Origin of the sequence: Enterococcus sp. DIV0802b (genome assembly GCF_050543535.1) — a bacterium.
GTDB lineage: Bacteria > Bacillota > Bacilli > Lactobacillales > Enterococcaceae > Enterococcus_D > Enterococcus_D entomosocium.
In genome coordinates, this window is sequence record NZ_CP172941.1 from 1,375,940 (window position 1) to 1,401,909 (window position 25,970).

The window sequence follows — 25,970 nt, forward strand, 5'->3', positions numbered from 1 at the left end:
GATGTTGAAAGCGTTGAACCAAAGAAAAGAAGTCATCCTAGCGAAAGGGGCAAAGAAATCCTCGGGCCCTTTTTATTGCCCCGGCTGTCAGAAAGAAGTGATTTTGAGGCAAGGACTTAAGCGACAGTCCCACTTTGCCCATCAAGCCACCACTGATTGTCAGACATACAGTGAAAGGGAGACGAAGGAGCACTTGGAAGCAAAACAACTTTTGTTTGAATGGTATCAAGAGATGGATATTGAACTTGAAGCCTACTTGCCGCAACTTCAGCAGCGACCTGATCTCTGTTACAAAAATATTGCCGTTGAAGTCCAGTGTTCTTCACTCAAGTTTTCACGATTTCTGGAACGAACCAGCACTTATTTAGCAAATGGTTATCAGCCTTGGTGGATCCTAGGGACCAAAATGTATCCGAAACGCCATTGGTCGCTTTTGGCAAAAGCCTGCTGTACTTATCAGTCTACTGGCTTTTGCTTGTGGCTCATTGATACGCGAAATCAGGCATTGGTGCGGCTGCACCAAATCAAATGGCACTATCAAGAAGGGGTAATCAGTCGACGAAGCGCTATACAAAAAGGGGAGCCATACAGGAAAGAGACACTTCGACCTTTGTACGAAGCAGATGAATCAGATACCCACCATTCTATTGAATGGGTAGCGGTCGATTATCGTTTGTGGGTGATTCGAAAACTGCGAAACAGACTGCCTAAAATCAGAGAGATTCAAGAAATAGTATACCCGTTGAATGGGAATGTCTCACAGTTGCCTCTTTGGTGCTATTGTGAAAGTCGGTTTGGCTTTTTATTTGAACACCACATACTGATTTTTCGCTTTCTCTATTTAAGTGAATGTCCCATTAGTTTTGAACAGTGGTTGATTCAGTTGAGGAAGCTGCATTGGCAATGGTGCTTTCCTTTGCTTGATCAAAGAGAAATATTGAGAGAAATCTTTCAAGAATGCCAATATTTAGAAAATTCGGTTTCTTTTTCAAGCCAATGATTTGGTTTCGTTGAAAAGTGTGATAAGATATTTTTAACCAATGAACAAGGAGTGAAGGGAATGTCAGAAACAAAACAATTACCAGCACGTGAATCGATTCCAGTCGAAAAAACGTGGGACTTAACGAAAATCTATGCCGATGATGCGGCTTTTGACATAGAATTTCAAGAAATCCAAGCACAGCTTAAAGAAGCTAGCAGTTACCAAGGCACTTTAGCAGATGGGCCACAAGCCTTCCTATCCGCTTTAGAATTTGTCTTAGATCTTTCTCGCCGTTTAGAGAAACTGTATGTTTACAGTCATTTGAAAAATGATCAAGATACCGCTAATACGACTTATCAAGGCTTATATGCGAAAGCCAGCAGTTTAGTTGCGCAAGTAAGTGAAGCCGTTGCTTGGTTTGATCCCGAATTATTGACGATGTCCGATGAAACGATTTGGGGCTATTTCGATCAAGAACCGAAACTAGCTGTTTATCGTCATATGATCGAAAAAACTATTAACGAGCGGCCCCATGTTTTGCCTGCCGATCAAGAAGCGCTATTGGCCGGAGCAGGCGAAATTTTTGGAGCATCCGGCAACATTTTTTCTGTTTTAAACAATGCTGATTTGGATTTTCCAGTAGTTGAAGACGAAAACGGGGAAAAAGTACAGCTATCTCATGGTGTATACGGTGAGTTGATGGAAAGCACGGATCGGTCTGTTCGGGAAGCGGCCTTTAAAGGTCTCTATGGCGTTTATGAGCAATTCCGCAATACCTTTGCCCAAACCTTAAGTACGAATATCAAAGCCCACAACTTTAAAGCCAAAGCCCGTAAATACGACTCGGCACGCCAAGCCGCTTTGAGTGCCAATCATATTCCTGAAAGTGTCTATGATACCTTAGTGGACGTCGTTAATCAGCATTTGCCATTATTACACCGATATATGGCATTAAGAAAACGCCTGTTGGCTGTCGACACGCTTCATATGTATGATGTGTACACGCCGATTTTAGGGGAAGCACCGATTCGCTATACCTATGAAGAAGCAGTCGAAAAAGCGAAAGAAGCGCTAAAACCATTAGGGGAAGAGTATCTAGCTGTAGTTGAAGAAGCTTTCAGCAATCGGTGGATCGATGTCGTTGAAAACAAAGGCAAACGCAGTGGTGCCTATTCTTCAGGTGCTTATGACACACTGCCTTATATCTTAATGAACTGGAATGATCGATTGGATCAACTCTTTACCCTCGTTCATGAAATGGGACACAGTGTGCATAGTTACTTCACACGGAATAACCAGCCTTATGCCTATGGGGATTACTCGATCTTCTTAGCAGAAATCGCTTCAACCACGAATGAAAATATTTTAACGGAATACATGCTTCGGACTGAGACTGATCCGCGGGTCAAAGCCTATGTCTTGAATCATTTTCTTGATGGCTTCAAAGGAACGATTTTCCGTCAAACGCAATTTGCCGAGTTTGAACACTTCATGCACGTGGAAGATGCGAAAGGAACGCCGTTGACCAGTGAATTCTTAAGCGAGAACTATGCCGAGTTAAATGCAAAATACTACGGACCATCAGTTGAAAAAGATCCGGAGATTCGTCTTGAGTGGTCACGCATTCCGCATTTCTATTACAATTACTATGTTTACCAATATTCAACTGGTTTTTCGGCAGCTTCTGCTTTGGCGAAGAAAATCTTAGCTGGCGAACCTGATGCCTTAACTAACTATTTGAACTATTTGAAAGCCGGACGTAGTGATTATCCAATCGAAGTCATGAAAAAAGCAGGCGTAGATATGACGAAAGCAGATTATATTGAAGATGCAATGAAAGTATTTGAGCAACGCTTGAATGAATTGGAAGAACTCGTAAAAGAAGTCGAAGCATAATTGAAAAGAGTACAAACCAGTCCGAAAAGGATTGGTTTGTTTTTTTGTTCCTCCCGCAATGAAAAACGCTGCGCAGCGAGCCAAACACAAGATCATCGTTTGGCTCGCTGCGCAGCGTCGCTATTGAATAGGGTTTCATAAAAGAATCAACCCTCGATCAATTTCATGAATAGTGGAAAGTTTTGGTGCTTTCAAAGACTGAGCTTTTTGCATAAATGTATCGAGTTCTGTTGCTGTACCACAGACGAGAGGAAGACTTCTCAGTTCCTCTGATCCTTCTAAAAGGACCCCATATTCTTCTTCACTTGAAAAATCATACACCACAGCAGAAGGTGTGATCGTGATGCCCATGTCTTTCGCTACCCTCTGATCAGTGGCAAAGTTCTTTTTCACTAACTCAGATGTACGATCTTCTAGGAACATCTCTAAATCACCATTCGTTTCTGAAAATAGATCTTTCACTAAGGTGTCACAATATTCCTGTTTTTCGATCCCTATCCGTTGTTGCAATTTCAATAAGAAATCCCGAGCAATTTTTTTTCCTTGCAACTGGGCTGCTTTATAATCCAATGACGCAGCATAGATTTGGTTGGTCTGTTCATTTCGCAAGACCAAATCCGCCTTATTCATGGACAAATAGTCCATTGAAACACCTACGGAAAACAAGTTAACGAAAGGCAGGATCTGCAAATGGATTTTTTTGCGGCTCGTGTTTAATTTGTTGAGAATCTCTTTTTCGATATCATAACAAATAGGCCCAATCGGATTAATAAATAAAAAAAGTTCGATCATTTGAATCTCTCCCCAATTAAGATTCTTGAGTAACTTGAAAAACAAAATAAGTATGTTTTATTAAATATAGCAAAAAAACGCGAAAAAAGTAAGCAAAAGGGCATCCTACAATGATTTTTCTTCAACGGCTCGAATGATCTTGTTTTTTGCTGGTCGGTAAGGAACACCAAAAGAATGCAATAACGATTGAAAGGCAAATTTTCCTTGAATTGGCTCACTGACTTCTAGCTCTAACTCATAATCATGCTGTTGACCATACCAGCTTTCATCCAAAGCAAGTAATCCTTCATTGATCGGAAATTCCGCCCGTTTCGTTTTTAATGCTGCGATCATGTGTAATGAATCAGGTTCGATATTCGCTGCTTTTAAGCGTTGAGCAACCACACCTGTTTTTAAAATTTTTTCTGACGCGATCAATGACGCTGCGGTTTCGATTGTCAAAGGATCAGTCGTTTCTAACAGACCGTGTTCAATGGGGGTCTTTAGCGTTAATTCTGCATTGGTAGGAGTCGTGCGAATGCGCAAGCCAAAATGCTTTTCTCGCAGTTTATAGTCTTGCGTATCAAAGTAATAATTGGTTTGCGTCTTGAAGGCTTTTTCTGACAATTTGTAATAAGCAAGCAACTGGTGGTATTCTTTTTCCGTCAACATTGTTTTATATTCAATCTCTACTTGTTCGACCATTGATTTTCACTCTCTTTCTATTGCAAACATAGTGTACGCTGTTTCAGCTATTCCGTCAAAGAAACTAAACAAAGAAAAGCGGATACGATTGGGGCAGACAAAAATATCTTTTGCTTCTGCACTTCTGTCCATTCAGTTTTATTCCAAGAGTATGGTAGAATAAGAGGTATGTTATGAACAGAATCGAGGGAGAAGAATGATTCGAGATTGGGAAGAATTCTTAGCGCCTTATGAACAGGCGGTTTCAGAATTAAAAGTAAAATTAAGAGGCATAAGAAAACAATATCGGGAACAAAACAAACATGTTCCCATTGAATTTGTCACGGGGCGTGTCAAGCCAGTAGATAGCATTTTAACAAAAAGCAAATTACGAGGAATCGCACTGGATCGTCTTGAAGAAGAAATGTCTGACATCGCCGGTTTGCGAATCATGTGTCAGTTTGTGGAAGACATTCACCAAGTCGTTGAACTGTTGCGGACACGTAAAGACATGAAAGTCATTATTGAACGTGACTATATTACCAATAAAAAAGTCAGTGGTTACCGCTCGTATCATCTGGTGATCGAGTATCCAGTTCAATTGATCGATGGAGAAAAAATTATCTTAGCAGAGGTACAAATTCGTACACTGGCGATGAACTTTTGGGCAACGATTGAACATTCATTGAACTACAAATACCAAGGGGAATTTCCCGATGAAATTAGCGAGCGACTACGACGTTCGGCAGAAGCAGCCTACCAGCTAGATGAAGAGATGTCTAATATTCGTGAAGAGATCCAAGAGGCACAGCGGTTGTTTTCTCATGGGAAAGGCAAACGCGGCGGACATGACACGCCCAAGTTGCCGAAGGAGGAATCAGAATGAATGGCATCCGCGTGGCAATCGTCCATAATCAAGAAAGCAAGTCAGTAGAAGTGACGAAGCGTTTAACTGTCCTCCTGGAGCAGTCTGAAAACAAGATCGATCAAGAGAACCCTGAATTAGTGATCTCTGTTGGTGGAGATGGTACGCTTCTTTCTGCTTTTCACTTGTTCAACCATAAGTTAGACCAAGTACAATTTTTAGGGGTCCATACGGGACACCTCGGCTTTTATACAGATTGGCGTGACTATGAATTGGATGAATTGGTAGAGTCTTTATGCAATGACCATCAAAAGAGTGTCAGTTATCCTTTATTGGATGTCCGAATCACTTATGCAAATGGCAAACCAGACAAGCATTTCCTGGCATTGAACGAATCAACGATCAAACGCGGCAATCGCACCATGGTTGCCGATATTTCTATTAAAGAAGACCTCTTTGAAAAGTTTCGCGGGGATGGCCTCTCGATCTCAACGCCAACCGGCTCAACTGCCTATAACAAAAGTGTTGGTGGGGCAGTATTGCACCCAAGTATCAATGCGTTTCAATTAGCAGAGATTGCTTCTTTGAACAATCGCGTCTTTCGGACACTTGGATCACCGATCGTCGTGGGTCATCACGAGTGGGTCAAAGTGCAACTGCAACAAAGTACCGACTATTTAGTGACGATTGATCAATTTACCATCGAGCAAGAAGAAATCGATGCAATCTATTACCGGATTGCCGACGAACGGATTCATTTTGCGTCTTATCGGCATATGCATTTTTGGAATCGTGTCAAAGATTCCTTTATTGGAGAAGAATAAACTCATGGAATTTACGTATCAATATACCGGACAAGGGCAGCAAGTCAAATATTTTTTGAAGGAACAAGGAGTATCCAAAGGTCTGCTAGCGAAAATAAAATTTCAAGGCGGAAAGATATTTGTGAACGACCACGAGCAAAACGTCTTGTTTTCTTTGGCGCAAAATGATAGGGTAACTATTGTAATTCCTCCTGAAGGGGAACATGAAACGATGCTGGCTGATCCGACACCGATTGAGATTGTGTATGAAGATGCCCATCTGTTAATCGTGAATAAGCCGGCTGGCATCTCATCGATTCCTGCGCAATATCATCCGACTGGTACGATGGCCAATCGAGTCAAGGCCTACTATCAAGCGCAACACTATGAAGATCAAGTGATCCATGTAGTGACTCGCTTAGACCGTGACACATCAGGATTGATGCTTTTTGCAAAACACGGCTTTGCCCATGCGAAGCTGGATAGCCAGTTACGGAAGAAGCAAGTTGTTAAAAAATATCAAGCCCTCGTTGCGGGAGATCTTTCCGTATTATCCGCCCATAGCGAGATCGATTTGCCTATCGCTAGGGACCTGACCTCGCTTTTGAAACGCAAGGTCAGTGAAGAAGGAAAAGAGGCACGTACGGAGTATTGGCTAAAACAGCGCAATTCAGATTGCGCATTAGTCGACATTCAACTACACACAGGCCGGACACATCAAATAAGGGTCCATTTTTCTGCGATCGGTTGTCCCTTACTAGGAGACGAGATGTATGGGGGATCAATGGCTTTTGGGATCAGACGACAGGCACTTCATTGCTGTCAGCTGCAATTCCAGCATCCCTTTACGAATGAATCGTTGGCTTTTGAACTGCCTTTACCTGCAGACATGGCCGCTGTTTGTTCAGCTATCGATAAGCAATAACAAATGAGGTGAAGAGATTGGATGAAAATCAAGAATTAACCGAACGATTTGATCAACTGAATCAAGCACTAAAAGACAATGATATCCAGGGATTTCGTGAGGCATTCTTGGATCTGCATATCTACGAGCAGGGTCAATTCTACCAATCTCTAGAAGCAGACGATCGACAAATCGTCTATACGTATCTATCGCCGAAAGAATTGGCAGACATGTTTGACGTCATTGAAGAAGACGATGAAAACATGGTGGACTATCTTTCAGAAATGCGGCCGGCATATGCTGCAACGATGTTAGCAGAGATGTATACCGATAATGCTGTCGATCTACTGAATACATTGGACAAGAAACAAACGGCCAAATATTTGAGTCTGATGACTGCTGAAGCCGCTAGCGAGATCAAAGAACTATTGCATTATGAAGATGAAACAGCTGGATCATTGATGACAACCGAGTTTGTTTCCATTGTTGCCAACCAAACGGTTCGTTCAGCGATGTATGTCTTAAAAAATGCCGCAGATGTTGCTGAGACGATTTATTATATTTACGTCGTGGATACCGACAACAAACTTGTGGGCGTTATTTCTTTAAGAGACTTGATCATCAATGATGAAGATACCATGATTGCTGATATTTTGAACGAGCGGGTGATGTCGGTTCATGTTGGAGATGACCAAGAGGATGTCGCTCAGACCTTCCGGGATTATGACTTTCTCGCATTGCCAGTCACCGATTATGACGATCACCTATTAGGGATCGTGACCGTCGATGATATCATCGACGTTATCGATGATGAAGCAGCCAGTGATTACTCGGGTTTGGCAGGGGTCAATGTAGAAGAAGTCAGTGAAAACCCGATCAAAGCTTCTTCGAGAAGGTTACCTTGGCTCATCACCTTACTCTTTCTCGGAATGGCAACCGCCAGTTTAATCAGCCATTATGAAGAGTTAGTTAGTGAAGCAAGTATTCTCGCCGTCTTTATCTCACTGATCACCGGAACTGCCGGCAATGCCGGTACTCAATCTTTAGCGGTAGCCGTACGCCGCTTGGCGATCAATGATGATAAAGAAAATAGCTTTATGAAAACAGTGGTCGGTGAGGTGCTTACAGGACTTTTCACAGGAGCTATTACCGGATTGACGATTTTTGCTATTGTGGCTGTCTGGAAACAAAATCCGATTCTAGGGTTTGTGATCGGGATGGCTATGATGTGTGCCATCACAGTAGCCAACTTAGCGGGAAGTTTGATTCCGATGCTAATGGATAAGCTTGGGTTTGATCCGGCAGTGGCGAGCGGTCCGTTTATTACGACCCTCAGTGATTTGACCAGTGTTTTGATCTATTTCAATATTGCCAGTCTTTTTATGAACTATTTTATTCAATGAATAAAAAATAAAAGCAAGCCGATGATTTTTCTTCGAGAGAAGAATCATTGGCTTGCTTTTTAATTTTTTGGTTTTGGCAACACCCCAGAAGGAGAGACGCCATAAAGTTTTTTAAAAGACTTGCTAAAGTGATAGGCATCTTGATAGCCAACTGCAGAGGCGACTTCCTTGATCGTGAGGTTGTCATTTTTTAGCATGTCTTTGGCACGTTTTAGGCGGATTTCTATCAAATAGTTAATGGGGCTGACCCCTGTCGCTTCTTTAAAAATCTTGGAAAGGTACGTCGGACTGAGAAATTGATCTTGTGCCAGTTTTTCCAAGGTGATTTCTTCTTTATAATGATTTTCCAAATAATAGACGGTATAGTTGACGATTTGTTGTTGTCTTCTTTGGCTTTTGGAAAGGTAAGGAACGACATTGATGTGGTCTTCATTTAGTCCGCGTAAAATATAGACGAGCATCTCCATCAAGACAGCTTTTTGCATCAACTGAAACTCATCCCGCTCTTCACTGCTTTCTCGCACCAACTGCCACGCTTTTTCCAAAACTTGATGATGGTATTTGCCTAATTCTAACAATGGGTGCTTGTTGGGGAAAAAATTTCGCTTGAATCCTTCCAAGGAAATATTCTTCAGTCCAATATGCAACTGGTGGGAGCGAGTGCCTTTAGGCTGTAACTCGCAGTGGTCGACACCAGGATTAAAAAGCATGACACTGCCAGCACGAATTTTCTTCGCTGGTTCTTTTTCAAAATAATACGTACTTTCTCCTTCTAACAAGACGCTGATTTCTAAAAAGTCATGATGGTGCATTTCTCCATGACTTTCTGCTTGCGTCCATGGGTCAAAGAGATAGATGATTTCGGGATTGAAGGTTCGAGGGTTAACTAAATTCATGGCTGATTCACTCCAATTGGGTGCCCATCTCCGATAAAAAAAGGGAATGGTGCTTCTTACTAATATTTTACATCAAAATGAGTAAGAAAAACCATTCAAATCGCTTTTCAAAACGCTAAGCTTAACAACGAGAGGGGGAATTAGATGAGTAATACACAATGGATCTGGCGCTATGCCAAAAAGAACCGCGGAAAAATCATATTGGCGATCCTGTTTTTAGTGATCAATGCAGCGCTGATCATTGTTAATCCGTACTTGGGAGGAATGGTGATCGATGATGTCATCAATCAGCAAAAAACGCACTTATTGATTCCATTACTGTTGATCATGATCGCAACGACCGTCATTCGCACCATTGTCCGCTATAGTTATCAAATTTTATTTGAACGGGTCGGACAAAATACGCTATACGATTTACGGGAAGACTTGTATCAGAAACTGCAGGAATTGGATTTCGACTTTTTTAATCACACACGGGTTGGAGATATTATGGCACGAATGACCGGGGATACTGATGCCATACGCCACTTTGTTTCTTGGGTGACCTATAATATCGCTGAATGTATCTTGTGGTTCTTTTCTGCGGTGGTGGTCATGAGCTTTATTGATTGGAAATTGATGTTGGCATTGGTGGCTGTCACACCGATCATTTTTCTGTTGACGAATCGCATGTCTAAAAAAGCACACCCACTGTTTTTTGATATTCGTGAGAGCTTTTCGCGCTTGAACTCAATGGTAGAAGAAAATATTGGTGGCAATCGGGTGGTGAAAGCTTTTGCTCGTGAAAATTTTGAGATCGAAAAATTTCGCTCCTACAACGAAGATTTTAAGACCCGCAACATGGCATCTGCCAAAGTTTCCCGCACTTATCTGCCATGGCTTGATGGCTTAGCAGGAAGTTTGTCAGTCATTGCCTTAGTCTTAGGCGGAATTTTCGTAATCAATGGGGAGATGACATTAGGTGATCTCGTTGCATTTAATGGCTATCTATGGATGTTGAATAACCCTATGCGTATGAGCGGTTGGTTGATCAACGATGTTCAGCGATTTTCTGCAGCTTGTATCAAAATTCGACAAATGCTAGCACAAGAATCGAAAATACCGATTCACCAACAAGAAAAATTAGAACCGATCAAAGGGTTTGTGGAATTCAAAGATGTCTCGTTCCACTTTTCAGATGACCCGGATCAAAATGTGTTGGAAAACATCAACTTCACCATCGGGCCAGGACAAACGTTAGGGATTTTAGGCGAAACTGGGTCTGGGAAAACGACCTTAGTGAATTTAGTCGGTCGTTTTTATGACCCGACTGAAGGGGAAGTATTCATTGATGGGAAAAATGCCAAAGAGTATCCTGTGCGACAAATGCGGGAAAACATTTCAATGGTGATGCAAGATGTCTTCTTGTTTTCTAATACCATCTCTGACAATATCGCTTTTGGAAATCCTTTAGCAGATGAAGGCTTTATTCGGCAAATGGCGGTAGTCGCCGATGCAGATACCTTTATTTCTCGAATGCCTCAAGGCTATGAGACGATTGTCGGTGAAAGAGGCGTCGGACTTTCTGGTGGTCAAAAACAACGGATCTCCCTCGCACGGGCTCTAGCGAAAGATCCATCGATCTTGATTTTGGATGATACGACATCTGCCGTCGATATGGAAACAGAATCGAAGATCCAACAAGAACTAACGAAATTAACTGGAGAGAAGACAACGTTTATCATTGCGCATCGCATCTCCTCCGTTCGAGAAGCCGATCAGATCTTGATGATGGAAAAAGGGCGGGTCGTTGAACAAGGCACCCACGAAGAACTTGTCAAACTGCGAGGTAAATACTATGAAGTGTATCAAAAACAATTAGGTTTGTCAGGAGGTGAAGACGATGGCGAGAAATAAATTTGATGTGGATGAGGAATTAGACCAGGAATTTAGCTGGAAGGATTTCAAGCGTTTGTCCCAATACGTCGTACCGTATAAAAAAAGCATTGGGAAAGTACTATTTACGATCATCCTAGCAAACTTAGCAGGAATGCTGGCGCCCGTTTTCACGAAGATCGCCATCGACTCATCGATTCCTGAGAAAAATGTCAATCAATTGCTGCTTTTAGGAGCTGCCTTTCTAGTGACCTTGATCGTTATTGGCGTCTGCATGCGTTATCGTATTTACCATATCACGAATATTGGGCAAGATGTTTTGAAGGATATGCGCTTTGATATTTTTGAACATCTGCAGCGGCTGCCGTTTTCTTATTTTGATACAAGGCCCCATGGCAAGATCTTGATCCGCATCGTAAACTATATCAATACACTGAGTGACCTGTTGAGTAATGGCCTGATCAATTTGATTTCCGATGTTTTCAACGTCATCATCACCTTGATCTTTATGTTTGCAATCGACTTCAAATTGACCCTATATTCCCTTGCGTTGCTGCCAATTTTGTTCATCATGGTGATGGTAATCAAAAATAACCAGCGCAAAGCCTATCAGGAGTTGAGTAATAAACAGTCCAATTTAAATGCTTACATTCATGAAAGTATTGCCGGCATCAAGATTACCCAATCCTTCGCACGGGAAGAAGAAAATGCAGAGATTTTCCAAGAAGTCAGCAATGATTATCGGACTTCCTGGATGAAAGCTGTCAAAATTCAGTTTCTCATGTGGCCTGGGGTGCAAAACATTTCAGTCATTACGACTTGTTTGATTTATTTTGTCGGCATTCGCCAAATCGGTGTCGCTGTCAGCACAGGTACTCTGATCGCTTTTATCAGTTATATCAATAATTTCTGGAATCCAGTCATCAACATCGGGAATTTTTATAATTCTTTGATTACAGCAACAGCCTATCTTGAACGGATTTTTGAAACGATGGATGAAGTCCCAGATATCGAAGACAAACCAGATGCAAAAGTATTGCCGACGATGAAAGGGACCGTTGATTTTGAACACGTGACCTTCCGATACGAAGAAGGCAAAAACATTCTTTCTGATGTCAATTTTCACATCGAACCCGGGGAAAGCATTGCCTTGGTTGGCCCTACTGGTGCAGGGAAGACCACGATCATCAATTTGCTGAGCCGCTTTTATGATGTCAATGAAGGCAGTGTTAAAGTAGATGGGATGGACGTTCGTGACGTGACGCTGGAATCGCTGCGTTCACAAATGGGGGTCATGCTGCAAGATACTTTTATTTTCTCAGGAACGATCATAGAGAATATTCGCTATGGAAAATTAGATGCAACAGAAGAAGAGATCATCGAAGCAGCGAAAATCGTCCGTGCTCACGACTTTATCACGGAGTTGAAAGACGGCTATCAAACCGTCGTCGAAGAACGAGGAAGCACTTTATCTGCAGGGCAACGGCAACTGATTTCCTTTGCCCGAGCGTTGTTGGCTGATCCAAAAATTTTGATCTTAGATGAAGCGACCTCAAGTATCGATACGAAGACAGAAGAATTGCTGCAAGAAGGATTGTTGAAGCTGTTAGAAGGCAGAACCTCCTTTATCATTGCTCACCGGCTGTCCACGATCAAAAATTCTGATCGAATCTTTTACGTGGCGGGGGGAACGATCGCTGAATCTGGTAACCATGATCAGCTAATGGCACAAAAAGGCTTGTACCACCATTTGTATCAATCACAATACGACTTACTGCAAGCCATATAAAAAGAATCCCCACAAATGATTGAAACGCATCGTTTGTGGGGATTTCTTTCCGTGATTCTTTTGTGTCCCTCAAGCTCAATCATTAAGGTCGACGATTCTGGTTCCATGAACTTCTTTTACACCTAGTATATCAGCAACATGTTGGCCATTTTCAAAGGAAATGCCACCGCCAGGTAAAATCGTTAAACGCTCACCAGCATAGGCGATCAATTCTTTCAGATGATCGAAGTTGTCTTCAATCGGAGTCCCTGCAGCACCACCATGGGTCAAAATCCGCTGTACGCCATGCTCAGCTAACCAATCGATCGCCTTGAATTGGCGCGCTGCAGGAATCGCGTCGAAGGCCATGTGAAAAGTAACCTGTAAGCCTTCTGCGGTTTCTAACAATAGCTCCAATGCTTCTTCGTCTAACCAGCCGCTAGGTGTTAAGCAACCTAGAACAACGCCGTCTGTTCCTAGCTTTTTTGCTTCGATCAAGTCGGTGTGCATGATTTTCAACTCAGTGTCATTGTAAACAAAATCACCGCCTCGAGGTCGAATGATCGTCATAACGGGTATTCCTTTTTCGCCAGCATATTGCAGGACTTCTTCTTGCACGCCGGTACTTGGTGTTGTTCCGCCGACTGCTAAATTATCACAGAGTTCGATGCGTTGGGCACCTCGGGCGATTGCTAAGGGAATATTGGTATAATTTTCTGCACAAAATTCTTTTAACATGATTTACCTCCAATAGATGGGTGTTCAATTGATTTGTTATTCTATCCACTAGCATTCTACCACAAGAATATGCTAAAGTAGAGCAGAGATGAGGGAAGTTGAATGTTAAAAAAAATCGATCGCGGGCGCCTTTTTTTAAACGCCCATTATCACTTATTTGAATGTCCGTTGTGCCGCCAAGCATTTTTCCCGACCGAAAATGGCTTGGTTTGTCCAAATCGTCATCGAATTGACTTATCAAAGAAAGGCACACTTTTCTTTTTGGATCATCAAGTCAAAGCAGATTATGATCAAGCACTGTTTTTGCCGCGTCAACGAATGATCGCTAGCGGCATGTATGCACCAGTCCTTGAGACCATCAAAGCAGCTTTGGGAGATGCTAAGAATCTTTTAGATGTTGGCTGCGGGGAAGGCAGTTTTCTGGCTCAGCTGGTCAATGAAAAGACTCAGGCGGCTGTCGGCTTTGATATTGCCAAGGACGGAGTCTATCTAGCAACCAATCAAAACGTACCCGCTTTTTGGTGTGTGGCGGATCTGACCAACTTGCCGTTTGCTGAAGCGAGCTTTGATACGATTTTTAATCTGTTTTCACCGTCAAATTACGGGGAGTTCAACCGCATTCTAAAAAAGGGTGGCCAGTTGATCAAAGTCGTCCCAGCAGCGGATTATTTAAAAGAACTACGAGCCGCTTTTTATCCTGATGACGAAACAAAACAGCAGTATTCGAATGAACGGGTCGTTAGCAAATTTTTTGAACACTATCCCACCGCATCCCGTCAAAGAGTAACGCATGTTTTTGCGATTCCTGAAGAAAATCGGCAAGATTTACTTGCCATGTCGCCGTTAGAGTGGGGGGCTTCGGAGGAAAGGAAAGAAAAGCTGCGTCAAACCCCTTTGGCACAGATAACTGTTGATGTTGAGGTGTTGATTGCGAAAATTTCCTGAAAATATTTTGAACTTTTTTGTTATTTACTCTTGCAATCATGCCATGGGAGTGATATATTGTTCTCAAGTCATTTTTCATTGGTTTTTATCAGGTTCCTGTTCTGATAAAAGTTAGTGAAAAGAGCTTCACTAACGTAACGACTCGCAGTGATCGACACCGAGTTGGTACGTTTTTTTTTATGCCCAAAAAAGCACACAAAAAATGTTGTTTCTAGAAAAACAAGTGTGCCAAAATATGGTACTATAGAAGTTATTGAAGAAGCTATTGAGAATGAAATGGAAAATGTAAGGTGTAAAAACACAAATCAATGCGAGAACCGATCGGCAATATCCGATCGAAAGGAGTTTTTATCTATGAATCACATCGTTCTTTTTGAACCTCAGATCCCGGCCAATACGGGGAACATTGCACGTACTTGTGCAGCAACAAATACTCATTTACACTTAATAGAGCCACTAGGCTTTTCAACGGATGACAAGCAATTGAAGCGGGCAGGACTTGATTATTGGCATGATGTCAATATCACCTATCACAAAGATTTGGCTACTTTTATGGACTTTTTAGGAGAGCGTCCGTTGTACCTGATCTCGAAATTTGCCAATCGCGTGTATTCTGACGTCGATTATACCGCAGATGATGATCAGTTCTTTATTTTTGGGAAAGAAACGACGGGGCTTCCGGAAAGCTTTATGCGTGAGCATGCCGAAAAATGCCTACGCATTCCGATGAATGATGAGCATGTTCGTTCCCTAAATCTATCAAATACGGCTGCTTTGATCATTTATGAAGTTTTGCGGCAGCAAGGCTTCCCACAGCTGGAATTGACACACCATTATGAGAACGACAAACTAGATTAAGAAACGAGGCTTGTTCGATGCAATTATACTTTACCCGTCACGGAAAAACAGAGTGGAACCAAGCGCGCCGCTTTCAAGGGATGCTAGGGGATTCACCGTTATTGCCGGAAAGTCATGAAGAGATCAAACTGCTCGGTGATCATCTGGCTGCTATTCCTTTTGAGAAGATTTATTCAAGCACGTCTTTACGAGCAAAAGTAACTGCCCAAGAGATCCAAACAAGGCTCCATCACCCTGTTGAAATTATTTATAATGAGAACCTGCGTGAGATCGGACTTGGTGAATTAGAAGGACGTTCTATCGATGAAATGCATGAGAAGTATCCTCAACAATTGACTGATCTGCGTAATCATCTTGATCGCTACGATCCCAGTGCCTTTAAGGGAGAGCCGATCCAAGAAACATTGAGCCGGATCGAGACCGTCGTCATGGGTGCGGTGATGCAGCATGAAGGCCCATTATTGTTCGTCGGTCATGGGGCATCCTTTACGGCTGCTATCCAGTGGCTTGCAGGCAAACCATTAGCCGAATTAAGAGAGCAAGGTGGACTAGTCAACAACAGCTTAAGCCTTTTAGAGACCAATGACCAAAAAGTACTGCCTTTTGAGCTGAAACTTTGGAATGAAGCAAGCTTTTTAAGCAATCAGGCAGGATTAGACGCTTTATTGTAAACCATGAAAGGAGCGGCACCATGATTCCAGAAAGAACGTTTTTTGTCGGCCATGTTGCCGCCATCTTTTTCCAGAATCCCAGCAATTTTTATAAAGTACTATTAGTTAAAGTCACTGAGAATAATGCCGACTACAAAGACTCGGAGATCGTCGTTACTGGTAGTTTCGGCGAAATCCAAGAAGAGGAAAAGTATCGGTTTTTTGGTGAGCTGGTCAATCATCCCAAGTATGGCGTCCAGTTGAAGGCCGAAAGCTACCAACAAGAACAACCGACCTCTGAACAAGGGTTGATCGCCTACCTTTCTGGAGAAAAATTTCCTGGGATCGGCAAGAAGACCGCTGAAAAAATCGTTGATCTTTTAGGAGAAGAAGCGATCGACCGGATGCTGGAAGAACCAACATTGTTGGAGCAGATTCCAGGATTGAATGAAAGTAAGCAAAAAATGATTTTAGATACCGTTCGGCAAAATCATGGGATGGATCAAGTGATCGTTGGCTTGAGCCGTTATGGTTTTGGTAGTCAGCTTTCTTTTGCTATCTATCAAGCCTACAAAAATGAGGCGCTATCCATTATTGAGGAGAATCCATATCAGCTGGTGGAAGACATTGAAGGCATTGGCTTTAAACGTGCAGATGGCATCGCTGAACAGCTGGGGATCGAGGCTTCGTCACCGCAACGGTTTCGAGCGGCGGTCTTGCATCAAATCTTCGCCCAGTCCTTGCAGACGGGCAATACCTTTATCCACGCCCAAGATTTGTTAGAGCAGACACTGCGCCTATTAGAAACGAGCCGCCCCATTGAGATTGCGCCTGACGATTTGGCATCAACGATCATTCATCTAGTGGAAGAAGGAAAGATCCAACAAGAAGAAACCCGTTTATATGAAAATAGTTTGTACTTTTCTGAATGGGGAATTGCCAGTTCCATCGAACGCTTGCTTTCCCGCAAAAAAGAAATCGTCTATCCTGAGAAAAAAATCAGCAAAACGTTACGTAAAATAGAAAAGCACTTAGGCATCACCTATGGTTCCTCGCAAGAAGAAGCGATCAAAGAAGCAATCCGATCGCCATTGTTTATTTTGACAGGTGGCCCAGGTACCGGGAAAACAACAGTGATCAATGGGATCGTACAATTATTTGCTGAGTTGAACGATTTGGACTTAGAACCATCAAAATACAGCGACGAAACCTTTCCGATTCTCTTGGCAGCACCGACTGGTCGAGCCGCCAAACGGATGAACGAAACGACTGGTTTGCCAAGTGGTACGATCCATCGTTTGTTAGGATTGAATGGCCGTGAAAAAGCACCATCGATTAGTCCGAAAGAGTTAGAAGGCGGTTTACTGATCGTCGATGAGATGTCAATGGTCGATACGTGGTTGGCGAATACGCTCTTTAAGTCGATCCCTACAAACATGCAAGTGATTTTTGTGGGGGATAAAGATCAGCTTCCTTCTGTGGGACCAGGACAAGTCCTTCATGATTTGCTAGCGATCGATGCGATCCCGAAACAAGAATTGACGGAAATCTATCGTCAAGGAGATGGATCAAGTATTATTCCACTGGCCCACGCCATCAAAAACGGGCAGCTGCCTGCTGATTTTACACAAAACCAAAAAGATCGTTCTTTCTTTGCGTGTGATGCGTACAAGATCGAACCGTTGATCGCTCAGATCGTGAAACGGGCGAAAGACAAAGGTTATACGCCGCAAGATATTCAAGTGTTGGCGCCGATGTATCGTGGGGCAGCTGGGATCGATGCTCTGAATAAAATGATGCAAGAGATTTTTAACCCCAACGATGGAACCAAAAAAGAGGTCACCTTCAATGATACGGTGTATCGTATCGGCGATAAGGTCTTGCAGTTGGTAAACTCTCCTGAAGATAACGTGTTTAATGGCGATATGGGCCAAATCGTTGGGATCACTCTAGCCAAACAGTCGGAAGACAAGGTTGACGAACTGGTCATTCAATTTGATGCCAACGAAGTGACCTATAAGCGTAATGAATGGAACAAGATCACATTATCCTACTGTTGTTCGATCCATAAATCCCAAGGTAGTGAATTTCAAATGGTTATTTTGCCGATGGTTCATCAATACCAGCGTATGCTGCAGCGCAATTTGCTATATACCGCTGTGACTCGCAGCAAAGAGATGCTGATTTTACTTGGTGAACCGCAAGCCTACCAAACCTGTGTCAGTCACGAATCTGCCACTCGCTTAACGACATTAAAAGAACGTATCAATGGCACGGAAGAAATGACGCCGCTGCAACGGGCGAAATTGGCTCAGTTTGAGGAAGCCGATGATCCGTTTTATAATGATTCCTCTGAGAACACGAAGGCAAAAATGGTAGCTTCGAAGCCAAAGGAAAATCCCAGCACTGAAGCTGCTGCTAACCAGCAAGCGACAGAAAAGTCACCAGATAGTGGGTTGGACTTGTTTGCTTTTGCCGAGCCTGAGCCGTCGGCACCAAATCAGACAGAAACGGCCAAGCCTCTGTCAGGGGATAAGGTCCTAAGTGAAGGGACTACGGGGGAAGAAGCACTCATCGAAGAAACGCAAAACGATGGTGTGCTGACCTTAACGATGGTCAAAAAGCATTTAGTAGATCCAATGATTGGGATGAAGGACTGTTCTCCGTACGACTTTATGCCCGTAAAAAACGAGGGATTATAACGATGAGAAAATGCTAAAAATGGGTTGTTAGTGAGCGCTTTCTTTTGGTTTTTCAGCTTCTTATGCTAAGCTGAAATCAAAAGGAGGCGTTACATTATGGCGAAAGAAACCGAAGACAAATTAGCAAAACTCGCAAAAGAATCTGGCAACGACTTTAAGAAATTGGATGAGATGGAAAAAGAATTTAAATTAGATGAAAGCCCTGATGCAGAACGAGGCGAACGGGAAGAATCAGGATTAGAAAAAACGTTAGATAAGGCGCCGATTTTCCCGCCTAACACACCAAATAACCCAACGAATCCTGGCAGTCCTGGAAATCCATGATTTTCTACCAAGAAGAAACCAACTGTTGAATAATCGAATAGAAAGAAACCTGAAGAATGCAAAGGCGCATTTCTTCAGGTTTTTTGTGTCTAACGAGACTCACTGTAAATGCTGATAAAAATAGATTGCTAATTGCGTGCGATCCCGTAACCCCAGCTTTTCTAGTAATTGGCTGATGTAATTACGAACGGTTCCATCACTCAAATACAAGGCATCGGCGATTTCTTTATTGTTTTTACCCGCTGCTACTTCTTTGATGATCGCAAATTCACGTTCGCTAAAGGAAGCTTGATTGTCAATTGATGGTTCGTTCTTCATTAGCTGCGTGAAGGTCTCAACGATTTCATTCCCAAAGACAACTTGGCCATTATAAGAGGCTTTGACAGAAGGGATGATTGCCTGTAAATTCTGTTTGATCAAATAACCTTTCACACCGATGGAAAAGGCTTCTCGAATGTATTCTTCATCTTTGAAGGTAGTCAATAGCAAAAGGATCGCGTGGGGAAATTTAGCCAGTATTTCTTTGGCAGCATCGATCCCAGTTTGTTCCGGCATGCGGATGTCCGTCAGCAAAACGTCAGGACGATGAGTTTCATAGAGGTCAATGGCGTCTTTGGCACAATGACCGATGCCTAATACACGAATTTCTTGTGTGCTTTCTAAAATGGTTTGCAACGAGGTCGTCACAAACGGATCATCGTCAATAATAACTACAGTAATCATTGGTGTTCCTCCTTTGGTAAAATGATCGTCAACTGAAAGCGTTGGTTTTCTTGTAAGATATGAACTTGTCCTTGTTGTTCTTGGACCCGTTGACGCATCGTTTTCAGACCGATTCCAGTTTTAGCAATTTGAGATCCGCGGACCCCATCATTGGTGATTTGCAAGCGGAAAAAAGCAGGCAGTGTCCGAAAATTCAAGACAACGGTTTTGGCATGACTGTGTTTGATGCTGTTGGTCAAGGCTTCTTTGATCACCATTAAGAAACAATTTTGCTGGGCTTCGTTCAATCCTTCAAATAAGGTTCCTTCAATCGTGACTGAAGATGGAAAATCAGCAATCAGAAACTCTAAGGACTGTTGGAAAGTAATCGATGTCTCATGGAGATCATGAACGCTTTGGCGGATACGATCCATCCCAGTGTGAACCGTAGCACTCAAATTTGCTAAGGGCTCATTCAGTTTTGGTTCTTGATTGATCATTTCAAGTGCGCCAATCTGCAAAATGGCACTCGACAGCAGATGGCCAACATTGTCATGGATATCTCGCGCGATTCGATTTCGTTCTTCGGCAATTTGTAAGGCCAATTTTGTTTCTTGTGATAAGGCTAGTACTTTGTTTTGCTGCGATAATTGCTGCTGTTTTTCCCAATGAGTATCTTTTGAAGCGATGTACTTTTTCTCAAGAGCAGACATTCGCTGTTCTTTTTTACGTAAGTAAAAAGCAAAAAGCAACAAAAGGATGACAAAGGCGATCTTGGAGGGGGATTGATTGCCAACTGTTGCGATCAATAAAAATCCTAATAAAGATAGAATGTCATCTTTTCTTTCTTCAGGAGCGATCACCCGCATCATTGCAGGCAGAAAGAGGGCAAGCTCTGGCCAAAAAGTACATAGAAGCAATAGAATAACTTGAAAAAACCAGCTTGCTTTCCTAGGCAATAAATAACTGACACCAGTGAAGAAAATAGCGATCAGCAAAAAAATGACTTGTACGGCAACAAATCCTTGATTTACCAATAGAAGCAACGAGATTGCGAGTAGAAAGCCAGCTTCGCTGAGTAGTCGAGATTTGGACATGGCAGACTCCTTCATTGTGACAAATGTCATAGTTGATTTGGTCAATCGTCACTAGTTTCTTTTCTTAAACTTTATTATAGTCAGATTAACAAGAAATTTGGAAGGAGTTTTTCATCATGATTATTGAAATTGATAAATTAGTTAAACGCTATGGTGATTTTGTGGCATTGAATCATTTTGATCTGCAAGTACAAGAAGGGGAAGTTTTAGGATTATTGGGACCAAACGGTAGTGGGAAATCGACTGCTATCAATTGTATGCTCTCTTTGCTAAATTATGACAAAGGCACCATTAAACTGTTTGGATCAACCATGACCCCTGAAAACTATGCCGTTAAAGCAATGATCGGCGTCGTTCCTCAAGATGTTGCCGTCTTTGAAGAACTAAGTGTACAAGAAAATATCGATTATTTTTGTGGTTTATATGTTGCTGACAAAGAGAAACGGCAAGCATTGATCGAAGAAGTCATACAATTAGTGGGATTGGAAAATTTCGTGGCTTTCCATCCAGGTGAGCTGAGTGGTGGCTTGAAACGACGGTTGAATATTGCCTGTGGGATCGCTCATAAGCCACGCTTGATTTTTTTAGATGAACCAACAGTCGCCGTCGATCCCCAAAGTCGTAATAAAATTTTGGAAAGCATCAAAGAGCTGAATCGCCAAGGAGCAACGATCGTTTATACGACCCATTACATGGAAGAAGTGGAAATTCTTTGTGACCAGATCGTGATTATGGATCAGGGACAGGTGATTGCCAAAGGGACCAAGGAATCTCTGAAAGACATGGTACGCACGGCAGATCGTTTGACCATCGACATCCCCTTACTGCCAGACCATGTGTTGGCTACAATTCAAACCACCATTACTGCTGACGGGATCGTTTATAAAGAGGGACAGCTCCAAGTAACAACGACGGAACTCAATACGGTCTTGCTCCCCATTTTGACGCTCTTACAAGCAGAGAAAATCAGTTACGGAAAAATTGCAACCAAAGAAGCGACCTTAAATGATGTCTTTTTAGAGATCACGGGCAAGGAATTGAGAGACTAAAGGAGGGGAAAACATGTTTTGGCATTTTTACAAATATCGCACAAAAGTGCTGTTGCGAAATAAATCCATGCTGTTTTGGACGTTGGCGTTTCCCATTCTCTTAGGCCTAATGTTTATGGCGGCCTTTGGGGAGATCGATCAAGCAGGAAATTTAGAGACAATCACGACGGGAATCGTAAAAAACGGGGATCAATCAGCGCTTTCGGAAAATTTTTCCGCGGTCCTTGAACAAGTGGAAATCAATGAAAAACCATTATTTGACCTTAAGGAACTATCAGAAGCAGAGGCAGTTGAAGAGCTGAATGCGGGTGATTTAGCTGGGTTTTATCTGATAGCTGACGAAACGATTTCACTCCATGTGGGGCAAGCGGGCATGAGTCAGACGTTGATGAAAAATGTAATGGATCAATTTTTACAACGTACAGCGATTATTTCTAGTAAAGCAGCAGAACTTGAAACGCTTGATCTTGCACCAATTATGGCCGCGTTTGAACAGGAAGCGACTTTTCAAGAAGTGAATGCTGATCGTGACATGAGTGTTAAAAGTTTTTATTTCTTTACTTTGATTGGGATGGCGATCCTCTATGGGACGATGTGGGGTGTTCGCAATGTTCAGGATCAGCAAGCCAATCAATCCGCGAATGGGATTCGGCTTTCCTTGATACCAAGAAAACGCACATTGGTTTCAAGTGCGAATTTAGCGGCGAGTTTTACGATTGTGTTAGTAGAAGTCTACATTATTTTAGCGGTTTTTCGTTTTGTCTATCAAGTAGACTTTGGTGAACGATGGCAGTGGCTACTACTGGTTGCCGCGTTGGGATCATTGTGTGCGATTTTGCTAGGAACATTGATTGGAAATCTGACGCCAAAAATGAATCTGGTGCAAAAGGATGGCATTTTGATTTCCGTGACGATGGCGATGAGCTTTTTTGCCGGGATGATGGGCTCGGAACAAATCAAGTATTGGCTTGATCTACATGTGCCGATACTGGGGCAAATAAATCTCGTCAATTTGATCAGTGAAAGTCTCTATCAATTATACTACTATACAGATCTGGCTAGCTTTTATACCAATCTTTTATGGTTGACTGGCTTTATCGTCCTTTTCGCAATTGGAAATACTTGGATCGAAAGAGGGGTGCGCTATGACGCTTTATAAAACGATTTGGACTTTACTGAAGGCCAATAAGTCGAACTTACTAATTGGAGTACTGATCACTGTGGGAGTTACATTCTTTTATGCACAAAGCATCGACGTCGAAAACACCTCTTTACAAGAAGCCAACATTGCTTTGATCAGTGAAGAGGAGTCGCCAGTCGTTGACGGTCTTCGGGACTACTTGAAGGAGAAGCAGACCTTGGTCACTTTGGAGGGTACCTCACAAAAAGAAATTGATGATGCCCTTTATTTTAATCGCATAAACATCGTCTTGCATTTACCAGTAGATTTCACGGAACAGGTGGAGGCCGGCCAGATGCCAGCAATCGAGATTCAAAGCCGGCCAGATGCTTTCTCTAAAACCATTGTCACCCAGCAAGTGAACACGTACTTACAGACGCTTTTGCTTTTTAAAGAAGAAGGTAAAACAGTTAGTGAGGCGATAGAACAAGCACAAACAGCGCTAGCCGTCACTGGGCAAGTTGAACTCAGTACAGAATATAGTCAACGAATGAAAAAAATGTTAACAGGCATGACCTTTAACTTATTGTCATATGGTCTCTTTCTATCAATATTTAGCGGGTTTGGCGTGATCAATATGGCCTTTAATCGCAAAGCAATCAGCAAGCGAAACCAGAGCGCCCCTCTTGCTAAACGTGTCTTACAGCGGAAAATCCTGTTAAGCTTGATCAGTTATTCGCTGCTCTTAACTTTCGGCTTTTTATTACTGATGGTGTTATTAGTGATCCGCACGTCTTGGGATACAGCAGCTTGGTACCACATTTTGAACACGTTCTTGTTTTTATTACCAGTCATCAGCTTCTCGGCGTGTGTCACTTCCCTGGTGAAAAATTCAGAAGCAATCGGCGGGATCAGCAATATCTTTATAACCGGCAGCTGTTTTATCGGTGGTGTCTTTGTATCAGCTAATTTCCTGCCAGATATCGTCAATAAAATCGCGGCGTTTACACCAACGTATTGGTTTGTTCAAAACAATACCTTGATTAGCGAGACCCTCACGTACAATCAAGGGTTTACTGGATCGTTTTGGTTCAATGGCTTTGTCTTGGTTGCATTTGCAGCAGTATTTTCAATGATTCATTTTGTTTTGGGAAAAGAAGGCTGTCCTCGTTGGCAGTACAACTCAGCGAAAAACTAACAGGTACACAGAAAAAAACGATACAAATCGTTGCTGATTTGTATCGTTTTCTTTATGGGCACCAAAATAATTGATTGGCAGTAGTAAAGGTAATATCAAAGGGACGTTGGCCCATTTCTTCGCCATCTTCTTGTCCATGTTGGGGCACGGTAGAGATAATTCTCAGCTTCGACGTGGAGAGATGATGAAAGTAGCGTGAATTCATGTGTTTCTTACGCATCAGTAAACCGATCAGCCAGAAAATCTTGAAAATCGACACACGCTCAACGAGTACGAAATCAAACTTTTTCTCTCTGACTGAAGCGGTTGGGGCGATTGCAACACCGCCGCCAAAGTAAGGATGATTGGTCGTGGTGCACAAAAAAGCTTTTTTATAACTGAATTGTTGCCCATTACACTCGACTAAGATCGGAAAACCTCTTTGAAGAAACAAAACGCGGATAATTGCAGCGATATAGGAAAAGGAGCCGAGGTTGAACTTATTAAGACTGCTTTTTGCCACAGAGTGATTAGTGGTATAGACGATTGCCGCATCAAGACCAATACCCACATTATTAAGAGCGATGCCGTTTTCCTCTTGGATCTGCTCTTCATAGCGGATAATGGCCAATTCTTGGGGCTTAGTAGTACCGGCAATTTTCCAAAACGCTTTTTCCGGCTCTCGTGGCAGATCGATACTTCGCGCAAAATCGTTTCCCGAGCCAGCGGGGATGTAAGCAACGGGAATTTGTTGTTGTTCAAGTTGTAACTCTGATACTACTTGGTGCAGCGTTCCATCACCGCCGATAACCACCAATAATGGATAAAGCATCTCGCCATTTTCTAAATAGACATCATCCCAAGGCAAAAGGCGTTCTTTTAAGAGTTTTCTGGTGATGTACCGTTCGTCGCCGGGTGATTTGGTTAGGTAGATTTGATGGGGGAAACGATGTTTTTTTACGATTCTTTGCACACGTTCCGCCGCTTTTTTTCCTCGTCCACTACCTGAAGCAGGGTTTACGAGGAAGTGATAATAATAGTTCATTTTATGAATAGCTCCATATCGTTTTTTCGTTCAATGCGGTTAATTATAGCATGTTTCGACAGAAGGCGGGGAGACGATGCCTGAAAAAAGAGCAAAAAAATAGATTCGACGATTGTGCTTTCTGGGTTTTCAAAGGTTCTTATGTCCACTTTGATCCTCAGGTAATGATGCCCATCGCCGAATCCTATTCAATTAGTAAGGAGTAACTCAAATTCCCACATCCTTTGTCTTTTATTCTAAGTTGACAACAATTCTTTTCTTGCAGAACCTGCTTCGTCTGCTTTACTGGGAATCCTTGCTCCTTACACTTATAGTATAGCACATTTTTCTCTTTTAGCAATCGCTTACATGATTTGGTAGTTGTCTTTTAGATAAATTTAAATAGTTTAAATAAAAGATAAAGGAAAAGCAAAACCGAGTTTTCATTCGATTTTGCTTTTATGTCTTTTAGAAAGTAGCAGTCATTCTTTTTTTGGATTTTTCACAAAAATTAAAATCAAAATTGGAACCACTAAAAATATAATCGCATTATTGATTATCAGCACATCGTAATTACTAAAATTAAACGGATTATTTTGCCATGTTTGAAACATAAATCCCAGTAAATTTTGAGTATGGGCAAGATAAAATAAAGCAGAGGTGCCTAGTATGTTAAGGATTATTGTGATCACACATAAAATCCGTACTAGCTTAATTAGTACTTTTTTCATAGGAGA

Annotated in this window: 24 protein-coding genes; 16 read left to right on the forward strand and 8 right to left on the reverse strand. The window is 42.3% G+C overall.

What is annotated here, in order from left to right; genetic code table 11:
* The first annotated feature begins 1 nt into the window (after position 1).
* A complete protein-coding gene (locus IGJ12_RS06555) occupies positions 2-1,000 on the forward strand; it encodes a competence protein CoiA (RefSeq protein ID WP_430619493.1) in 999 nt (332 codons plus the stop codon).
* 60 nt (positions 1,001-1,060) lie between these two features.
* Positions 1,061-2,878, forward strand: a complete 1,818-nt coding sequence (gene pepF / locus IGJ12_RS06560; RefSeq protein WP_430619494.1) for an oligoendopeptidase F — start codon at positions 1,061-1,063, stop codon at positions 2,876-2,878.
* Between the two features lie 135 nt (positions 2,879-3,013).
* Here the strand turns inward: pepF and IGJ12_RS06565 are convergent, their stop codons facing one another.
* On the reverse strand, positions 3,014-3,670 hold the full coding sequence (locus IGJ12_RS06565) for a DsbA family protein (RefSeq protein WP_008379746.1): 657 nt from the start codon (positions 3,668-3,670) through the stop codon (positions 3,014-3,016).
* Between the two features lie 105 nt (positions 3,671-3,775).
* On the reverse strand, positions 3,776-4,354 hold the full coding sequence (locus IGJ12_RS06570; protein WP_016621318.1) for a CYTH domain-containing protein: 579 nt from the start codon (positions 4,352-4,354) through the stop codon (positions 3,776-3,778).
* Positions 4,355-4,550: 196 nt separating this feature from the next.
* Between IGJ12_RS06570 and IGJ12_RS06575 the strand changes: the two genes are divergently transcribed.
* From IGJ12_RS06575 to mgtE, 4 genes are read left to right on the forward strand one after another with little or no spacing between them, the layout of a single operon-like run.
* Positions 4,551-5,219, forward strand: coding sequence for a GTP pyrophosphokinase (locus IGJ12_RS06575; RefSeq protein ID WP_005236729.1), 669 nt, complete (start codon positions 4,551-4,553; stop codon positions 5,217-5,219).
* A 5-nt stretch (positions 5,220-5,224) separates the two neighbouring features.
* On the forward strand, positions 5,225-6,022 hold the full coding sequence (locus IGJ12_RS06580) for an NAD kinase (RefSeq protein WP_301280263.1): 798 nt from the start codon (positions 5,225-5,227) through the stop codon (positions 6,020-6,022).
* 4 nt (positions 6,023-6,026) lie between these two features.
* Positions 6,027-6,926: an RluA family pseudouridine synthase gene (locus IGJ12_RS06585; RefSeq protein WP_430619495.1), complete on the forward strand. Its 900-nt coding sequence runs from the start codon at positions 6,027-6,029 to the stop codon at positions 6,924-6,926.
* Between the two features lie 17 nt (positions 6,927-6,943).
* Positions 6,944-8,308: a magnesium transporter gene (gene mgtE, locus IGJ12_RS06590; RefSeq protein WP_005229714.1), complete on the forward strand. Its 1,365-nt coding sequence runs from the start codon at positions 6,944-6,946 to the stop codon at positions 8,306-8,308.
* Between the two features lie 59 nt (positions 8,309-8,367).
* On the opposite strand, the gene IGJ12_RS06595 is transcribed toward mgtE, so the two are convergent.
* Complete coding sequence (locus IGJ12_RS06595) at positions 8,368-9,204, reverse strand: AraC family transcriptional regulator (RefSeq protein WP_005236722.1); 837 nt, start codon at positions 9,202-9,204, stop codon at positions 8,368-8,370.
* 144 nt (positions 9,205-9,348) lie between these two features.
* Between IGJ12_RS06595 and IGJ12_RS06600 the strand changes: the two genes are divergently transcribed.
* A complete protein-coding gene (locus tag IGJ12_RS06600; protein ID WP_315037796.1) occupies positions 9,349-11,100 on the forward strand; it encodes an ABC transporter ATP-binding protein in 1,752 nt (583 codons plus the stop codon).
* Positions 11,087-12,868 (forward strand): ABC transporter ATP-binding protein, encoded by a 1,782-nt coding sequence (locus IGJ12_RS06605; protein WP_005236718.1) that lies wholly within the window; start codon positions 11,087-11,089, stop codon positions 12,866-12,868. The genes IGJ12_RS06600 and IGJ12_RS06605 overlap by 14 nt, the downstream gene beginning before the upstream one ends.
* A 75-nt stretch (positions 12,869-12,943) precedes the next feature.
* On the opposite strand, the gene IGJ12_RS06610 is transcribed toward IGJ12_RS06605, so the two are convergent.
* Positions 12,944-13,585 (reverse strand): copper homeostasis protein CutC, encoded by a 642-nt coding sequence (locus IGJ12_RS06610; RefSeq protein ID WP_005236717.1) that lies wholly within the window; start codon positions 13,583-13,585, stop codon positions 12,944-12,946.
* Between the two features lie 102 nt (positions 13,586-13,687).
* Between IGJ12_RS06610 and IGJ12_RS06615 the strand changes: the two genes are divergently transcribed.
* The 5 genes from IGJ12_RS06615 (at position 13,688) to IGJ12_RS06635 (ending at position 19,064) form a co-directional block, all read left to right on the forward strand.
* A complete protein-coding gene (locus tag IGJ12_RS06615) occupies positions 13,688-14,530 on the forward strand; it encodes a methyltransferase domain-containing protein (protein WP_005236715.1) in 843 nt (280 codons plus the stop codon).
* A gap of 354 nt (positions 14,531-14,884) precedes the next feature.
* Positions 14,885-15,388 carry a tRNA (uridine(34)/cytosine(34)/5-carboxymethylaminomethyluridine(34)-2'-O)-methyltransferase TrmL gene (gene trmL / locus IGJ12_RS06620; protein ID WP_008379765.1) on the forward strand — a complete coding sequence of 168 codons (504 nt, stop codon included), beginning with the start codon at positions 14,885-14,887 and terminating at the stop codon, positions 15,386-15,388.
* 17 nt (positions 15,389-15,405) lie between these two features.
* Positions 15,406-16,059: a histidine phosphatase family protein gene (locus tag IGJ12_RS06625; protein WP_005236712.1), complete on the forward strand. Its 654-nt coding sequence runs from the start codon at positions 15,406-15,408 to the stop codon at positions 16,057-16,059.
* A gap of 20 nt (positions 16,060-16,079) precedes the next feature.
* A complete protein-coding gene (gene recD2, locus IGJ12_RS06630; protein ID WP_196044537.1) occupies positions 16,080-18,740 on the forward strand; it encodes an SF1B family DNA helicase RecD2 in 2,661 nt (886 codons plus the stop codon).
* 96 nt (positions 18,741-18,836) lie between these two features.
* Entirely contained in the window at positions 18,837-19,064 is a 228-nt protein-coding gene (locus IGJ12_RS06635) for a hypothetical protein (protein ID WP_005236708.1), read from the forward strand.
* A 99-nt stretch (positions 19,065-19,163) separates the two neighbouring features.
* Here the strand turns inward: IGJ12_RS06635 and IGJ12_RS06640 are convergent, their stop codons facing one another.
* A complete protein-coding gene (locus tag IGJ12_RS06640; protein WP_194199457.1) occupies positions 19,164-19,787 on the reverse strand; it encodes a response regulator transcription factor in 624 nt (207 codons plus the stop codon).
* A complete protein-coding gene (locus tag IGJ12_RS06645; RefSeq protein WP_430619586.1) occupies positions 19,784-20,893 on the reverse strand; it encodes a sensor histidine kinase in 1,110 nt (369 codons plus the stop codon). The genes IGJ12_RS06640 and IGJ12_RS06645 overlap by 4 nt, the downstream gene beginning before the upstream one ends.
* Positions 20,894-20,979: 86 nt before the next feature.
* Here IGJ12_RS06645 and IGJ12_RS06650 point away from each other — a divergent pair, with 86 nt between their 5' ends.
* From IGJ12_RS06650 to IGJ12_RS06660, 3 genes are read left to right on the forward strand one after another with little or no spacing between them, the layout of a single operon-like run.
* Complete coding sequence (locus tag IGJ12_RS06650; RefSeq protein WP_430619496.1) at positions 20,980-21,912, forward strand: ABC transporter ATP-binding protein; 933 nt, start codon at positions 20,980-20,982, stop codon at positions 21,910-21,912.
* Positions 21,913-21,925: 13 nt separating this feature from the next.
* Positions 21,926-23,071, forward strand: a complete 1,146-nt coding sequence (locus IGJ12_RS06655) for an ABC transporter permease (protein ID WP_034878640.1) — start codon at positions 21,926-21,928, stop codon at positions 23,069-23,071.
* The gene (locus IGJ12_RS06660; RefSeq protein ID WP_005236697.1) at positions 23,058-24,230 is read left to right on the forward strand and encodes an ABC transporter permease; all 1,173 of its coding nucleotides are present in this window, start codon (positions 23,058-23,060) and stop codon (positions 24,228-24,230) included. The genes IGJ12_RS06655 and IGJ12_RS06660 overlap by 14 nt, the downstream gene beginning before the upstream one ends.
* Positions 24,231-24,282: 52 nt before the next feature.
* Here IGJ12_RS06660 and IGJ12_RS06665 read toward each other — a convergent pair whose 3' ends face one another.
* The gene (locus IGJ12_RS06665; protein ID WP_005236695.1) at positions 24,283-25,254 is read right to left on the reverse strand and encodes a diacylglycerol/lipid kinase family protein; all 972 of its coding nucleotides are present in this window, start codon (positions 25,252-25,254) and stop codon (positions 24,283-24,285) included.
* Between the two features lie 461 nt (positions 25,255-25,715).
* Positions 25,716-25,964, reverse strand: a complete 249-nt coding sequence (locus tag IGJ12_RS06670) for a hypothetical protein (protein ID WP_005236692.1) — start codon at positions 25,962-25,964, stop codon at positions 25,716-25,718.
* Between the last annotated feature and the right edge of the window lie 6 nt (positions 25,965-25,970).